The 13,285-nt window shown below is 42.7% G+C and carries 22 protein-coding genes; all 22 read left to right on the top strand.

Features of this window, described 5'->3' with window-relative positions; genetic code table 11:
• Nucleotides 1–22: 22 nt before the first annotated feature.
• Nucleotides 23–904 (top strand): AAA family ATPase, encoded by an 882-nt coding sequence (locus tag J1G47_RS00405; protein WP_016057750.1) that lies wholly within the window; start codon nucleotides 23–25, stop codon nucleotides 902–904.
• Nucleotides 905–911: 7 nt separating this feature from the next.
• Nucleotides 912–1,103: a hypothetical protein gene (locus tag J1G47_RS00400; protein WP_005711959.1), complete on the top strand. Its 192-nt coding sequence runs from the start codon at nucleotides 912–914 to the stop codon at nucleotides 1,101–1,103.
• Nucleotide 1,104: 1 nt separating this feature from the next.
• Complete coding sequence (locus J1G47_RS00395; protein WP_160429187.1) at nucleotides 1,105–1,398, top strand: hypothetical protein; 294 nt, start codon at nucleotides 1,105–1,107, stop codon at nucleotides 1,396–1,398.
• Between the two features lie 11 nt (nucleotides 1,399–1,409).
• The gene (locus J1G47_RS00390) at nucleotides 1,410–1,931 is read left to right on the top strand and encodes a host-nuclease inhibitor Gam family protein (protein ID WP_160434766.1); all 522 of its coding nucleotides are present in this window, start codon (nucleotides 1,410–1,412) and stop codon (nucleotides 1,929–1,931) included.
• Between the two features lie 103 nt (nucleotides 1,932–2,034).
• Nucleotides 2,035–2,220, top strand: a complete 186-nt coding sequence (locus J1G47_RS00385) for a hypothetical protein (RefSeq protein WP_207326678.1) — start codon at nucleotides 2,035–2,037, stop codon at nucleotides 2,218–2,220.
• Between the two features lies 1 nt (nucleotide 2,221).
• Nucleotides 2,222–3,178: a hypothetical protein gene (locus tag J1G47_RS00380; protein ID WP_207326677.1), complete on the top strand. Its 957-nt coding sequence runs from the start codon at nucleotides 2,222–2,224 to the stop codon at nucleotides 3,176–3,178.
• Nucleotides 3,179–3,192: 14 nt separating this feature from the next.
• Nucleotides 3,193–3,489, top strand: coding sequence for a hypothetical protein (locus tag J1G47_RS00375; RefSeq protein ID WP_207326676.1), 297 nt, complete (start codon nucleotides 3,193–3,195; stop codon nucleotides 3,487–3,489).
• On the top strand, nucleotides 3,486–3,863 hold the full coding sequence (locus J1G47_RS00370) for a hypothetical protein (protein ID WP_005711951.1): 378 nt from the start codon (nucleotides 3,486–3,488) through the stop codon (nucleotides 3,861–3,863). Before J1G47_RS00375 ends, J1G47_RS00370 begins: the two co-directional genes overlap by 4 nt.
• A 167-nt stretch (nucleotides 3,864–4,030) precedes the next feature.
• On the top strand, nucleotides 4,031–4,594 hold the full coding sequence (locus tag J1G47_RS00365; protein WP_207326675.1) for a hypothetical protein: 564 nt from the start codon (nucleotides 4,031–4,033) through the stop codon (nucleotides 4,592–4,594).
• Nucleotides 4,575–4,997 (top strand): gp16 family protein, encoded by a 423-nt coding sequence (locus J1G47_RS00360; protein ID WP_035520353.1) that lies wholly within the window; start codon nucleotides 4,575–4,577, stop codon nucleotides 4,995–4,997. Before J1G47_RS00365 ends, J1G47_RS00360 begins: the two co-directional genes overlap by 20 nt.
• Before the next feature lie 93 nt (nucleotides 4,998–5,090).
• A complete protein-coding gene (locus J1G47_RS00355; RefSeq protein ID WP_026916638.1) occupies nucleotides 5,091–5,435 on the top strand; it encodes a hypothetical protein in 345 nt (114 codons plus the stop codon).
• A gap of 185 nt (nucleotides 5,436–5,620) precedes the next feature.
• Nucleotides 5,621–6,046, top strand: a complete 426-nt coding sequence (locus J1G47_RS00350) for a Mor transcription activator family protein (RefSeq protein WP_005711943.1) — start codon at nucleotides 5,621–5,623, stop codon at nucleotides 6,044–6,046.
• A 78-nt stretch (nucleotides 6,047–6,124) separates the two neighbouring features.
• Nucleotides 6,125–6,667: an N-acetylmuramoyl-L-alanine amidase gene (locus J1G47_RS00345; protein WP_075620985.1), complete on the top strand. Its 543-nt coding sequence runs from the start codon at nucleotides 6,125–6,127 to the stop codon at nucleotides 6,665–6,667.
• A 55-nt stretch (nucleotides 6,668–6,722) separates the two neighbouring features.
• The gene (locus J1G47_RS00340; protein WP_005711941.1) at nucleotides 6,723–6,953 is read left to right on the top strand and encodes a DUF2644 domain-containing protein; all 231 of its coding nucleotides are present in this window, start codon (nucleotides 6,723–6,725) and stop codon (nucleotides 6,951–6,953) included.
• Nucleotides 6,950–7,303, top strand: a complete 354-nt coding sequence (locus J1G47_RS12070) for a DUF2681 domain-containing protein (RefSeq protein ID WP_042905515.1) — start codon at nucleotides 6,950–6,952, stop codon at nucleotides 7,301–7,303. Before J1G47_RS00340 ends, J1G47_RS12070 begins: the two co-directional genes overlap by 4 nt.
• Nucleotides 7,304–7,314: 11 nt before the next feature.
• Nucleotides 7,315–7,473, top strand: coding sequence for a hypothetical protein (locus J1G47_RS00330; RefSeq protein ID WP_016528482.1), 159 nt, complete (start codon nucleotides 7,315–7,317; stop codon nucleotides 7,471–7,473).
• Nucleotides 7,466–7,726, top strand: a complete 261-nt coding sequence (locus J1G47_RS00325; protein WP_005711935.1) for a hypothetical protein — start codon at nucleotides 7,466–7,468, stop codon at nucleotides 7,724–7,726. The genes J1G47_RS00330 and J1G47_RS00325 overlap by 8 nt, the downstream gene beginning before the upstream one ends.
• Nucleotides 7,723–7,977, top strand: coding sequence for a hypothetical protein (locus J1G47_RS00320; RefSeq protein WP_160420074.1), 255 nt, complete (start codon nucleotides 7,723–7,725; stop codon nucleotides 7,975–7,977). Before J1G47_RS00325 ends, J1G47_RS00320 begins: the two co-directional genes overlap by 4 nt.
• Nucleotides 7,978–8,487 (top strand): DUF1804 family protein, encoded by a 510-nt coding sequence (locus J1G47_RS00315; protein ID WP_021115430.1) that lies wholly within the window; start codon nucleotides 7,978–7,980, stop codon nucleotides 8,485–8,487.
• A 100-nt stretch (nucleotides 8,488–8,587) separates the two neighbouring features.
• Complete coding sequence (gene terL / locus J1G47_RS00310) at nucleotides 8,588–10,204, top strand: phage terminase large subunit (RefSeq protein ID WP_207326840.1); 1,617 nt, start codon at nucleotides 8,588–8,590, stop codon at nucleotides 10,202–10,204.
• Nucleotides 10,205–10,290: 86 nt separating this feature from the next.
• A complete protein-coding gene (locus J1G47_RS00305; protein ID WP_207326674.1) occupies nucleotides 10,291–11,907 on the top strand; it encodes a DUF935 domain-containing protein in 1,617 nt (538 codons plus the stop codon).
• The gene (locus J1G47_RS00300) at nucleotides 11,897–13,213 is read left to right on the top strand and encodes a phage minor head protein (RefSeq protein WP_207326673.1); all 1,317 of its coding nucleotides are present in this window, start codon (nucleotides 11,897–11,899) and stop codon (nucleotides 13,211–13,213) included. Before J1G47_RS00305 ends, J1G47_RS00300 begins: the two co-directional genes overlap by 11 nt.
• Nucleotides 13,214–13,285: the final 72 nt, after the last annotated feature.

Raw genomic sequence — 13,285 nt, 5'->3', positions numbered from 1 at the left:
CTTTGATTATAGGAAATAAGCGATGAAAAACCAACTATTAAAAGATTATATGGAACGCACCAAAATTGGGCAAAAAGAGGTTGCAAATAAATTAGGCGTGTCGATTGCTACGGTGAGTTTGTATTTGAGGGGTGAGTATGATGGCAATGTTGAAGAGTTGAATATTAAGGTGGAGCAGTTTTTGGCTCGCCAAAAAGACAAGGTGCTTGAGTATAAGGTGAGTGCAGAGTTTGTGCCAACTTTTACTGCTCGTCAAATTATGGCAACTATTCAAGAGGCTCACATTGAAGGCGATATGTGTGCAGTGTATGGCGCATCAGGTTTGGGTAAAACGCAAGCGGTGTTGCAGTATGCGAAAGAGAATACAGGGGTAATTTTAATTGAGACCAATATGAGCTACACCGCAAAAGTGCTGTTGCAGAAAATCAGTGAAAAACTGAATTTAAACAACCGAGGTACGCTTGATCAGTTGTTTGATGGGATTGTGGCAAGGTTAAAGGGTAGTGAACGGGTCATTATCATTGATGAGGCGGAGAATTTACCTACTCGCTCGTTGGAGTTTATTCGCCGTATCCACGATGCAACTAAAGTGGGTGTTGCATTGGTTGGGACTGAGCGTTTGTTAATTAACTTAAAAGGCAGACATAACGATTTGGCTCAGGTGTATAACCGCATTTGGCGAACGAGTTCTCTCGGTAATGCGTTACCTGAAAAGGATTTGCATTTATTGACAGAAAGAGCATTGAACACAGGGGAATATAACGAGTTATTTTTTAAACATAGTCAAGGTAATGCGAGACGTTTGAACAAGTTGATTCGTGGTGTGGTGCGGTTAAGTCATATCAATGAATGTCAAATTGATGAACGGTTGATTAAAGAGTATACCAAGATGTTGATTGGTTAGGTGGCAAATGAGATACCGTCAGATCTATGCGGCGTATCGTGGCGAAGAGAATGTGGCTGACGGTACAGCCGAAGAGTTAGCAATCAAGTTAGGGGTGACAGCAAAAACGGTGCGGAAATGGTCAACGCCGAGCTATCACCGAAGAAATAAAGGGCAACGGGTGATCGTTGTGAAGCTGGGAAAAGAAAAGGTGGTGTGAGATGGCACGCACAATTAATAGAGCAAATCAGATGGCGGTGAAGTATTTACGCCAAACACAAAAGGCGATTGGGCATATCAATGCGTTAGGTTTTACGGTGTTGATGATTGATTTTACGAAGATTAAACCACGAATCAAGGTGGATATTGCAGGTAATGAGGGGGTGGCAAGAGCGTTAATTGAGTCAAGAAAAGCACACTGGTATGCCCAAGGGCATAGCGAAGATTTAGGTAGATGGAAAGGTTACTACACGATGATTGAAGGGATTAGAGTGTGGTGGGAAGCGAAAGTTTAGGAGTTAAGAAAATGGCAAAACAACCAACAAAAACCCGAGTAAAACAACCGGCAAAACTGCGTTTTACCACGGAAGAGCAAGTGCAAAGTGCAATTAAAGAGATCGGGGATTTAAGTCGTGAGCATACCCGTTTAACCACGGAGATGAACGATATTATCGCCGAAACCAGTGAGCGTTATGCCCCTGAGTTGAAACGTTTACAGGCAGAGATTGAGCCGTTACAGCAAGCGGTGCAGGAATACTGCGAAGCACACCGTGATGAATTGACGGAAAACGGCAAGAGTAAAACCGCTAACTTTGTGACAGGCGAAGTGCAATGGCGACAACGTCCGCCTTCTGTGGCAATTCGTGGGGCGGATGCGGTGCTTGATTTTATGCAACGTATGGGCTTTGACCGCTTTATTCGCACCAAAAACGAAATCAACAAAGAAGCCCTACTGCTTGAGCCTGAAGTGGCAAAAGGGATTGCTGGCGTGACGATTAAGCAAGGAGTGGAAGATTTTGTGATTAAGCCGTTTGAGCAAGTTGCTTAAAGCCCATTTAAACGCTCTTTAAATCTCCCCCTAACCCCCTCTTTGTCAAAGAGGGGGAACGGTGAAAGGGGCGTTAATAATGTGTTTTAACCATAAGGGGTAAATGATGACCGATAGCGAAAAATGGCAAATAAAAGACCGCTTGTATGACTTGATTGAGAAGATACAGGGGGCGACGGAATTAGTCGAAATGGACGATTTTGCACTGGCTGGCGTGGTTTTGATGGACGTGGCTGGGCAAATTCAGCGAGTGAAGCTTAAATTATCAACTAACCAAGAGGAAAACTAAAATGAAAAACAGTGATTTTATTCAGATGACACAATGCAACATTCACAGCATTAAGTTCCCTGTGGACAATGTGAAAGAAGTGTTAGAAGAGGCAACTTTTGAGCCAGTAGGTAGTTATACCACCGTTGAGTTAGTCAAAAATCCGATGACAAATACGAAAGTGTTAGAGCTGGATAATGGGTTGTTCTTTACTTTGCGGACAACCTTTAAAAAAGTTACTAAAGAGCTACTTTCAGCGAAAATTTATGAGCTGAAAAAATCAGAATCACTTCGAGATGAAAGAATGCCGAAGATTGTACCGAATACTGATAAAGAGTGGCGACAAGTTGCTGAAGCTCACTTACTGCAAGATGTGCCATTTTCGAGCGAGTTAGTCAATGTGTTTTACTGCCCTGAAAAAGAGCTACTTTTTACGAATAATCGCTCTAAACACAGCCGTTTGGCGTTGAACAACTTGATTAAATTGTTTGAACTTGCAGGTTTTAAAAGCATTGCTGTGTCGGAAGAAAAGCTGGGGTTAAACACTAAATTGACAAAATTTTTGGAAAAAGGCGAACCGCTTTTTAAATATCTGCATTTCCAGCACGAAGCGACTTTGCGTAAGTTGGCAAACGACAATGAAGAGTTTTTGACTTGTCGCCATTTAGATACGCTAGACGGTAAAGCAAAAGCGTTAGGGGCGTTACAAAATGGTTTTCGTGTGCAATCTATGGCGATGCGTTATGAAAGCGAAGAAGCGTTTATTGTAAATTTTAAGTTGGACGAACATTTAAAAATCCGCTCGATGCGTTTTGTTGAATATGCCGATGTTGCTCGTCAGTTAAATGGCACAAGAGAAGCACATAAGCACGCTATTTTAACGGAATACCTTGAAGGTCAGCTTAATGCCTTACTCAAAATTGCAAGTGCTACGGTGCTAGAGTTTACAGGGGAAACGAAGTTAGAGAGTTTTGTGTAAGTGATGGAGGAAATATGGGAAATACTTATTTTTATGACTACTGGTACGACAAAGACGACATTGATTATGACGATCTGAAACGTGAGGATTGCAAGCAATTTACAGCCGACATTGAAAAAGAAGATTTGTCGGCTATGGCGGAAGGGATTTCTGCAATTATTATCCGTGAGCTTCGGGACAATAATTGGGGCGAATTTGGCGAAGGTGACGAGCTGTATATCGCTTTTAAAGAACAAGGTGCTGACAGCGTTATGTTGTATAAGATTAAAGAAGTGATGGTGCCGTCCTATATCGCAGGGGAAATAAAATGAACAAAATGCAACAACAAATAATTGAATGGTTAGCTGATGGTGAGACAGGGTTAAGTAGTAAAACAATGGCGTTTGTAGTTGGCTTTGATGTGGTACCAAAACGAGTATGTTATCCACAAGATCCTGCGGATTTAAGGCGTTGTATGCAATTACTGACTGTCGCTCCAGCAATGCGAAATCATTTGAGTAAGTTAACGTCTATATGTCCTGTTTGGGCGGAAATTATCAAAAATTGGGCAGAGTTGGAAGCAACTTATAATCAAGAAATTACAAAGGCTCGAATGCCAAAGACTTATTCCTTATTGCAGAAATATGCAGAGCAAGACAAAAAACGTGTTGTTATAGGAAATGGTGTTTCAATTAGATTGAGCTAATTCAAAAACAAGGAGGACACTATGTAACCACTAAAAAACCACTCACACCGCCCCACTCAATCTTTATCGGCAGAGCCTAAATAAAATTGTAAATGCACTTGGGGCGGTGGTTGAGAGAATAGAGATAAGCGTCAGCGTTTATCTCTGTTTTCTTAGGGAGGTGCAAAATGAAATTGTGTCGTTGCCCGATTTGTCACTCAGATTTAACGCTGGAGGCGTTAGTTGAAGATGATGCTGGGCGAGAGTTACTTAAAACGATCACCGAAATGACCGCTGGTTGTGGTCGTCCTGCGGTGGCATATTTGGGGCTGTTTAAACCCCCGAAAAGCAGTTTAAGCAATAGTCGAGCGTTGCGGATTTTGCAAAGTTTGTTGGAGCTTTACCCTTGCTCTAATGTTTTGGCAAAAGCGTTGGCAGATACGGTTGAGCAGGTGCGACGCAATCGTCGTGAGAATGGGAAATTCGAGCCGTTGAGCAGTCATAATTACTTAAAAAGAGTGTATGAGAGCGTGGAGCCACAGTTTGCGGTGGTTAGAACGGAAGAAAATAATAAGGTGCTTTCGGGTGAAGAAGCACAGGAAAGGGCAAAAAGTGATAATCGAACAGCGAATATTCAATACATTGATCGCTTAGTTCGTTTAAGGGGTGAAGAGGAATGCGTAAAGTTACACGGCTTTGCGGATTGGAAACAGTGGCAACAGGAGAAAGAGAATGTACGCACAAACTCGTAAGCAGATGATACAGAAAATCCATATCGGCAAAACTGAGCTGAAGATGAGCGATGAAGCCTATAAGCTCTTTTTAATGGAGTTGGTAGATAAACCTAGCTGTTCGATGATGACTGACCCTGAGTTGATGATAGTGTTGCAAGGTATGCGTGCTAAAGGGTTTAAGGTTAAATCGAAAAAATATGGTAAACGCCCGACAGCCAGCAACGCAGATGAGGTGCGTCAAGGTTATATTAGAAAGATTGAAGCCTTTATCGCTAGTAGTGGTAAGTCTTGGCATTATGTTCACGCTATTTGTAAGCGGTCGTTTGGTATTGAGCGTTTGCAATGGTGTACGACAGAGCAGATTTTTAAAATTGTGCAGATGTTAGCAGTGAATGCCCATCGGAATGGGCGAAGAACCTGATATTTACAAAATTTTTTGCATAGCCCCGATCATTCGGGGCTTTTTTGTGGTAGTCTTTTTACAATATTTCATCAATCTCAAGGGAGTAAAACCATGAAAAAATTAATTCCTACTTTACTTCTTGTTGCTTCAGTATCTGCATTTGGGGCGACAGAAAAAGCTCAAAAAGAAATTGCAGAAGCAATCGCAACAGGCGAATATCAAAAATTAAGAAATGTAGCTTATAGCATGGAGTCTGGAACGTTTGGGCATGATGAAAATCCTTTAGCAGCTTGTGCATTGCGTAGAGTTATTTTGTTGGTAAATTCATCTCAAGTAGATGTTACAGATTATAACAACGAAGCTATTGCATGTAGAAAAATACAGGTTACAGATAACCAACAAGCTTGGGAAACCGCTTTTTCTATTGCCAAAGCGATCAGTGCTAAAAAGAAATAGTAATAACCTTTCAAGAGCATTTATACCCCGCACGCAAGCGTACGGGGTTACGCATAATTGAGCCACTCTGTGGCTCTTTTTGTTTTTACAAGCGGTCTTTTTTATAAATTTTTTTGCAAAAATGTTCACACTTTTGAAAAACGTGCCTGACAATACTCCATTAATCAGTCTGAAATGGAGGGGTTATGTGTGAGTTTGAAAATGTAGAAGAGTATTTGCCTGATAGTGTCAGAGAGATTGTGGCGGTGATTGGATTGCCTGCAACGGAGAAATTTGTTAAAGCCTTTGGTGGCTTTTCGTTTCAGTTCTCAAAGTCTGCTAAGTATTTTGATAAATTGCGTGAGGTGTTGGGGCAAGAAGATGCGGTCAAACTGCAAAGTTATATGCAAGTGGGTGAAGTTTATATTCCTCGCTGTGAAACGGCATTGCGGATTTTACGAAACCAACAGCTTTATGCAGATTTTTGCCATTTAACCGAAACGGACAAGTTAAGTGGGAGAATGGCGATAATGCGACTTTGTCAGAAATATCAAATTTGTGATCGCACTGCGTGGGAGGTTGTGCGATATTATCAACGTTATAAATCCGTATCTCAGTCAGTCTTGTTTTAGTGTGGAAAGTCTTCCCATACTCTCCACGCTCCTAATTCTTTAAAGTCTCTTTAAGTATCACTTAAAGAGGCTTTTTTTATGACCTTTCCTATTAGAAAAATCGTAATTCATTGTTCTGCCACTCACAACGGCAAAAGTTTAAAGCAAGCAGGCAAATCATCGGCAGAGGTGATTGATGGCTGGCATAAGCAACGTGGCTTTAAGCGATTGGCAGGGGCGGTGAAAACCTTTAATGCTCACATTGAACACCTTGGTTATCACTTTGTGATTGATGTGGACGGAACTGTTGAAACGGGTCGTCAGGTTGGTGAAATGGGGGCGCACGTCAAGGGGCACAATCTCCACTCTATCGGGATTTGTGTGGTGGGCGGTATTACGGCTAATGGTAAAAATCACGCTGAATTTACTGAAGCACAATGGCACGCATTACACCGTTTACTGCGTGAGCTTGAAGCGAAATACCCGAATGCGAAGATTTATGGGCATCGGGATTTAAGTCCTGATCGTAATGGTGATGGCACTATTGCCCCGAATGAGTGGGTGAAAGATTGCCCTTGCTTTGATGTGTGGGAATGGTTGGATAGTGAAGAAATTGTGAATGTGGGGCATTTATTTAGATAAATCTCCCCCTAACCCCCTCTTTGTCAAAGAGGGGGAATGATATAGAGGAACAAAAATGAAATTTAAAGAATTAATTACCAACGATAACGGACGCTTATCAACGACGGCGTTTATTCAGTTTTTCGGGGCGTTGCTAATGGCTGGGATTTTGGCTTATTCGGTGTATTTAGACCGTGCCAATGTTGCGGAGTTGTTTACGGTTTTTGCTTTATTTTGCGGTGGTGGCGTGGCAACAAAAGGGTTTGCTAATGCAATAGGCGGTAAACGCCAAGGAGAAAGCGAATGATGACTGTAAAAATAGTTACTCTTGTTTTATTTCTTGCGTCCTGTGCCTTGTTTTGGCTTTGGTTAAAAGTTGAAAAGGCTGAAGAGCGTAATCGGAAGTTACAAGCAGAAAATCAACAACAAGCGAGCAAAATTCAGGCTCAAAAAACGGAGATCAAAAATGCACAAATTAAGCAGAAAAATCACGATGATGTTAAGCGTAGCAATGCTTCCGTTGTTGACCAGCAGTTGCACGCCCACGGTTACTTCCGTGACGACGACAGGTTGCACGGCGTTCGGGCTGATTTACCCAAGTCGTCAGGATACGACGGAGACGAAGCGTCAAGTGCTGGCACACAATCTGACCTATGAGGAGGTTTGTCATGGTAAGACTATTCAAAAAGCTCCGTAGCTGGTGGCGTGAGCGTGTTTTTAGAAAACAGAAGCCAGCTGTGGCAACTCGTCGTGATTTGTTAAAAATGGCAGTCAAACAAGGCAATCAATCCCCTGTCGGTCGAGCAAAACGGGGGCGTTATGATTGATGAGAAGCTGTTTCAGATGTTGGTCTCTTTTGTGGTTGCTCCCCTTGTTGCTTTTAGTGCCAAGGTGATTTTTGACCGCATTAACCGCAATGAGCAAAGCGTTAAAGAGTTGAAGCAAGAAATTGAGCAGAAATATCAATCAAAGGAGCTGGCTCAAGAAGTCAATAAGGGCTTAAAAGAGAAGCTAGATGATATTTTGGAAGGACTAAAAGAAGTTAATCAAAAATTAGATAAAAAGGCGGACAAGCAATGAGTCGCAGAAAGCAAAAACAGACAGATTCGGAAAAATTAGACCTGATTTTAGAGGCGGTTACGTCAGCAAATGAAAAGATTGATTCGCAAAATGAGCGAATTGAAGCCTTGCAGAAAGAAGTCCACGCCACAAAAAAATTAGTTGATGATATGGCTCGAAAAAATCGCCGTGATGCAGTGATTGCTGGCGGTGTGGGTGGTGGCTTGGCAGCTATTGGTTTTGAGCTGATCCGTTTAAAACTAGGGGGCTAAATGGCTCACGATCCGAAAGTGAAGACTTATGTTCGCCGTTATTATGTTTTTGAGCGTTTTACCCTTGAACAATCGGCACAAAAAGCGGGCGTGTCCTTTAATACGGCTCGCCGTTGGAAGACCGAAGCGGAAAAGGCAGGCGATGACTGGGATAAGGTTCGAGATGCTCAGGTTATGGCTGGCGGTGAGATGGATGAACTCTCTCAAAGTTTGCTGACGGGGTTTATTTTGCAATACCGTGCCACGATGGAAGAGTTAAAAGACAATCCTGAATTATCATCAAAAGAGAAAGTCGCTTTGCTTTCTGTGTTGGCAGACAGTTTTACCAAAATGACCGCTGCGAGTAAGCGAATTTTACCTGATGTGTCAGAGCTTGCGGTTGCAATGAAAACGGTAGAGCTTTTGGGCGAGTTTATTAAAGAAAAACACCCAAACTTATTCGGCGATTTTCTAGATGTGCTGGGTGATTTTGGCGAAGTGGTCGATAAAGCATTTAGGAAAGGGAAATAATGTCTGCATTATGTTTAATTTGTGCCTGTGTTATTGCTTACCACGGGCAAAATGGCTGGGGATGGTTTTTGTTTGCCGCTCTACTTTTTGGGGGTAAATGATGAGAAGTAAAGAGTTTTTGCAACAGCTTTCTGCGTATGCGGAAAGTATGCGAGCGAAAATCGAAGCCGCTTTTGATGGGTGGGACGATTCTCCGCAGGCGGTGGCGGAACGGCGTAAACAGGTGTCCGACCCTGTAAATGGCTTGGCATTTTTCATTAATCATTATTTTCCGCACTATGTTCGCTCCCCGTCTAAATCTCAACTGCACCGTTATCTTTTTGAGCGACTGCCGAAAGTGTTTGCAAGTGAAAAATCTTGTCTTGAGGCGATTGCTGCTCCCCGTGGTGAAGCAAAATCCACGATAGTTACTCAGCTCTCTACGCTTTGGTGTTTGGTTACGCAGAAAAAACGCTACGCCCTATTAGTGATGGACTCTATCGACCAAGCCTATCCTATGCTAGAAGCGATTAAATCAGAGCTTGAGTTTAATCAACGTTTACGCATTGATTTCCCTGAAATTTCAGGAGTGGGGCGTGTTTGGCAGTCGGGGACAATCATTACTCGGGCGAATCAGAAGGTCCAAGTGGCAGGCTCAGGCAAAAAATTGCGTGGTTTACGCCACGGGGCTTATCGTCCTGATTTGGTGATTTTGGACGATATTGAGAATGACGAACAGGTTCGCAACCCTGAACAGCGTGACAAATTGCATAATTGGCTTAAGAAAACCGTACTGCCGTTAGGCTCTGCGGACGGCAAGTTAGATGTAATTTATATCGGTACAATTTTGCATTACGACAGCGTACTTAATCGCACCCTTGCTAGTAAAGCGTGGAACACCGCCCATTTTAAAGCCGTTTTAAAAATGCCTGACAATATGGTGCTTTGGGATAAATGGGAAAACTTTTACCTAACCGAAGGGGAAGCGGTCGCAGATGCGTTTTATTTTGCAAATCAAGCGGAAATGGATAAAGGGGCGGTGGTGTCGTGGGAAGCTCGCCCTATTCTTGCGTTAATGAAAATTCGGGCAAGGGACGGACACGCTACTTTTGATTCGGAATATCAAAACGACCCTGTAAGCGGTGATGATGCGATTTTTGCCAACAGCTTGCAATACTGGACGGAGTTGCCTGATGACTTGATTTATTTTGGGGCGTTAGACCCGTCTATGGGGAAAGCAGGGGCAAGCCGTGACCCGTCGGCGATTTTGGTTGGGGGGTATCACCGTGCAAGCGGTAAGTTATACGTGGTCGAAGCCCAAATTAAAAAGCGTTTGCCTGATTTGATTATCGAAGATGTGATTAGGCTACATACGCAATACCAGTGCCATAAATGGTTTGTAGAAACGGTGCAGTTTCAGGAATTTTTGGCAACGGAGTTGGTTAAACGCTCGGCACAACGTGGCAAGCCTGTGCCAGCTATGGCGGTTAAGCCTAACACCGACAAAATGTTGCGGATTGAGAGCTTGCAACCGCATATCGCTAACGGTTTGATTTTAATCCACCGCTCGCACTCTACCCTTGAGAGCCAGCTTAGACATTTTCCGAAAGCGGATCACGATGATGGCCCTGATGCTTTAGAGATGTTGTGGCGTAATGCGGTAACGGCTTCAGCTCCGATTGAGTGGGAGTCGATAGAAGATGAAGATTGGGAATATCGGAGTAAGTGGCGACATTAATGACGGGTAGGGACACACTGCGTGTGTCCGTGAAAGATTAAGACAGGCGGACACACGCAGTGTGTCCCTATATCGTAGGATAATTTATGAGCAAGAAAAAGAAAAAACAGTATATAAAACCCGATTTAAATGGCGTTAAAAACCCAAATTTACAAACCGATTTAGCCGAAATCACAGCGACGGGACGGGTGTTATCAGACCACCCAAGCAATTTCATTACCCCTGCGAAGATGAAGCAGATTTTTGATGATGCGGAAAATGGGGATATTACCGCCCAGCACGAGTTATTTATGGATATTGAAGAGCGTGACTCAGCGATTTTTGCGAATATTCAGACTCGTAAGCGTGCGGCATTGGGAGTGGATTGGATGATACAAGCCCCACGCAATGCGACACCTGCGGAAGAAAAACTGCGTGATGAAGTCGATGAGTTGTTTTATCAAATCGGCAACCTCGAAGATTTGATTATTGACTGTATGGATGCTGTTGGTCACGGTTTTTCTGCCCTTGAAATTGAATGGGCATTTAATGGCAAGGTGTGGTATCCGAATGCATTTATACACCGTCCGCAGTCGTGGTTTAAATGGGATAAGTTAGACAATTTACTGCTTAAAACCCCACAAAATCAAACTGGCGAACCATTACGCCCTTATGGGTGGATGGTTCATACACACAAATCTCGCTCGACACAGGCAGCACGCAATAACTTGTTCCGTACGCTTGCGTGGCTGTATATGTTTAAGCACTACTCTATCCACGACTTTGCGGAGTTTTTGGAGTTGTATGGAATGCCTATCCGTATTGGTAAATATGGTGCAGGGGCAACCAAAGACGAGAAACAAACACTCAAGCGTGCATTAGCGGAGATCGGGCATAATGCGGCAGGAATTATGCCTGAATCAATGAGTATTGAGTTGCATAATGCGGCAAATGCTGGGGGAGCATCGGGCAATAATCCGTTTTTACAAATGGTGGATTGGTGTGAAAAATCTATCGCTCGTTTGATTTTGGGGCAAACGCTGACCAGTGGTGCAGACGGTAAAAGCTCAACGAATGCCCTTGGTAATGTACACAATGAAGTGCGACGAGATTTGTTAGTTTCAGATGTGAAGCAATTAGGGCAGACATTTACTCAGCAAATTATTTTGCCGTATTTGTTGATTAATTTCCCGAATGTCGATCCTACTCGTATTCCGACGTTTGAATTTGACACCAAAGAACCTGCAGATTTGGCGTTGTTTGCCGAGAGTTTACCGAAATTGGTGGATATTGGGCTACAAATCCCTGCAAATTGGGCAAGGGATAAGTTAGGCATTCCCGAAGTTCAAGAAGGTGAAGCGGTGTTGGGGCGTGTAGCACAGCCGACACAAGCGGTCGGATTGTCGGATAGGGTTGTGAAATCCCCTCATTGTCCTTGTGGGTGTGGGGGGAAAGTTCACGCATTTTCGACACAATCAGGCTTTGATGAGCAGGATTTTTTGGATAGTTCGCTTGATGAAGCGTTGGAGAATGTGGATTTTAATGCTCAACTTGATCCGATGATTAAACAAGTGGTCGCAATGTTACATCGTTGTGGGAGTTTTGAAGAAGCAAGTGAGAAACTGGCGGAACTCTACCCTAAATTACATTCTAAACAGCATTTTGATTATTTGAATAAGGCGATGTTTCTCTCTGAATTGCTTGGGGTGAGCCGTGCCAGCTAAGTTTGCCCTTGATTTAACGCCTGACAAAGCGATTGAATTTTTAGAAAGTAAAAAGGCATTTTCGAAACATTTAGATGAACCTGCTTTGCGTGACTCTGCAAGAGCGAGAGCTTCACGCATTGCAAATTTATCTAGTCTTGAGATGACTGCAAATATTTATGAATCAATGGCAGAAGCCAAGCGAAATAAGCAACCTTATAATGCTTGGGTGAAAGATGTGATGGCAATGTTTGAGCGTAAGGGCTGGATTACAGGTTACGACAAACAGCGTAAAGAGTATGTTATTGCAGATCCGAAAACGGGGGAATATTTTGGTTCGCCCCGTCGCCTTGAAACGATTTATCGCACGAATATGCAAGCTGCCTTTTCTGCTCAAACGTATCAACAACTAATGGATAATGTCGATAATCGCCCTTATTGGCAATATAGTGCTATCTTAGATAATCGTACTCGCCCACGTCACGCATCTATGCACGGATTAATTTTTCGTTATGACGATCCATTTTGGACGACATTTTACCCACCAAATGGCTTTAATTGTCGTTGTACTGTTAATGCACTAAAAGAGCGTGATTTAGAGCGAAAAGAGCTAGTGGTTTCAGATGGTTCTAAGCTATTAGATGAAGTCGAAATTGAGCCGAAGAAAGGCGTAAAGCAAAAGACCATAGGCTTAAAAATGGCTGATGGAACGGTGCTGACGGCAGATAGTGGTTTTGATTATAACTTAGGGCGACGAGCTTATAAGCCTAACCTTGATCTTTATCCTGAAAAGTTGGCTCATCAATTTGCTAAAGCTGAAATGAGTGGGTTTGAGTTTAAACACGCTTTTGAACGATTAGAAAAGGCAACAAGTGAAGTTAAAAAGCTGCAAGGATTAGATGGAAAAGCCAGTAATGAATTGATGTATGCCATTCGAGATCATTTGCGACTTGAATATAAATTTGCAAGCGGTGTCATTAAAGAAAGCAACGCCATTTTATTGGGTGTTACAGCGAGAACTGTTTGGCTTTCCGATGATACATTAATCAAACAATTTAATAGCCGTGAAGGGCAAAATTTTGGCTTAGATGAATATACTAAAATGCCTGATGTGATTTTTGGTGCTGATCGGGTTTTAAAATCTATTCAAAATAAAAAAATGAATAAACTTTATTTTTATAAAGAGATTGATAGTCGTTGGTATATGGTCGTAGTAAAAAATCTTATTTCTAGTGGAGAATTGTTTGCAGAGTCATTTAGGCTATCTAGCTTGAAGCAGATAGAAAAAGAAATGAAAAAATATGAAGTTATTCGAATAAGCCGTTAGGCAGGGCTCGAAATCACCTGCACACAGTCCAAGGTACTTTTTCAACCTATCGCTTGCGATCGTCGAGATTCA

Origin of the sequence: Glaesserella parasuis, from assembly GCF_017352235.1 — a bacterium.
Taxonomy (GTDB): domain Bacteria; phylum Pseudomonadota; class Gammaproteobacteria; order Enterobacterales; family Pasteurellaceae; genus Glaesserella; species Glaesserella parasuis.
The sequence above is the reverse complement of the archived record's forward strand: the minus strand, read 5'-3'. Positions and strand labels throughout refer to the sequence as shown.

Excerpts from the sequence above, each read along its gene's own strand:
- J1G47_RS00305 (WP_207326674.1), top strand. The coding sequence starts at position 10,291 with ATGAGCAAGAAAAAGAAAAAACAGTATATAAAACCCGATTTAAATGGC.
- J1G47_RS00395 (WP_160429187.1), top strand. The coding sequence starts at position 1,105 with ATGGCACGCACAATTAATAGAGCAAATCAGATGGCGGTGAAGTATTTA.
- J1G47_RS00345 (WP_075620985.1), top strand. The coding sequence starts at position 6,125 with ATGACCTTTCCTATTAGAAAAATCGTAATTCATTGTTCTGCCACTCAC.
- J1G47_RS00320 (WP_160420074.1), top strand. The coding sequence starts at position 7,723 with ATGAGTCGCAGAAAGCAAAAACAGACAGATTCGGAAAAATTAGACCTG.
- J1G47_RS00365 (WP_207326675.1), top strand. The coding sequence starts at position 4,031 with ATGAAATTGTGTCGTTGCCCGATTTGTCACTCAGATTTAACGCTGGAG.
- J1G47_RS00370 (WP_005711951.1), top strand. The coding sequence starts at position 3,486 with ATGAACAAAATGCAACAACAAATAATTGAATGGTTAGCTGATGGTGAG.
- J1G47_RS00330 (WP_016528482.1), top strand. The coding sequence starts at position 7,315 with ATGGTAAGACTATTCAAAAAGCTCCGTAGCTGGTGGCGTGAGCGTGTT.
- J1G47_RS00375 (WP_207326676.1), top strand. The coding sequence starts at position 3,193 with ATGGGAAATACTTATTTTTATGACTACTGGTACGACAAAGACGACATT.
- J1G47_RS00360 (WP_035520353.1), top strand. The coding sequence starts at position 4,575 with ATGTACGCACAAACTCGTAAGCAGATGATACAGAAAATCCATATCGGC.
- J1G47_RS00315 (WP_021115430.1), top strand. The coding sequence starts at position 7,978 with ATGGCTCACGATCCGAAAGTGAAGACTTATGTTCGCCGTTATTATGTT.
- J1G47_RS00380 (WP_207326677.1), top strand. The coding sequence starts at position 2,222 with ATGAAAAACAGTGATTTTATTCAGATGACACAATGCAACATTCACAGC.
- terL (WP_207326840.1), top strand. The coding sequence starts at position 8,588 with ATGAGAAGTAAAGAGTTTTTGCAACAGCTTTCTGCGTATGCGGAAAGT.
- J1G47_RS12070 (WP_042905515.1), top strand. The coding sequence starts at position 6,950 with ATGATGACTGTAAAAATAGTTACTCTTGTTTTATTTCTTGCGTCCTGT.
- J1G47_RS00340 (WP_005711941.1), top strand. The coding sequence starts at position 6,723 with ATGAAATTTAAAGAATTAATTACCAACGATAACGGACGCTTATCAACG.
- J1G47_RS00355 (WP_026916638.1), top strand. The coding sequence starts at position 5,091 with ATGAAAAAATTAATTCCTACTTTACTTCTTGTTGCTTCAGTATCTGCA.
- J1G47_RS00400 (WP_005711959.1), top strand. The coding sequence starts at position 912 with ATGAGATACCGTCAGATCTATGCGGCGTATCGTGGCGAAGAGAATGTG.
- J1G47_RS00325 (WP_005711935.1), top strand. The coding sequence starts at position 7,466 with ATGATTGATGAGAAGCTGTTTCAGATGTTGGTCTCTTTTGTGGTTGCT.
- J1G47_RS00390 (WP_160434766.1), top strand. The coding sequence starts at position 1,410 with ATGGCAAAACAACCAACAAAAACCCGAGTAAAACAACCGGCAAAACTG.
- J1G47_RS00405 (WP_016057750.1), top strand. The coding sequence starts at position 23 with ATGAAAAACCAACTATTAAAAGATTATATGGAACGCACCAAAATTGGG.
- J1G47_RS00350 (WP_005711943.1), top strand. The coding sequence starts at position 5,621 with ATGTGTGAGTTTGAAAATGTAGAAGAGTATTTGCCTGATAGTGTCAGA.
- J1G47_RS00385 (WP_207326678.1), top strand. The coding sequence starts at position 2,035 with ATGATGACCGATAGCGAAAAATGGCAAATAAAAGACCGCTTGTATGAC.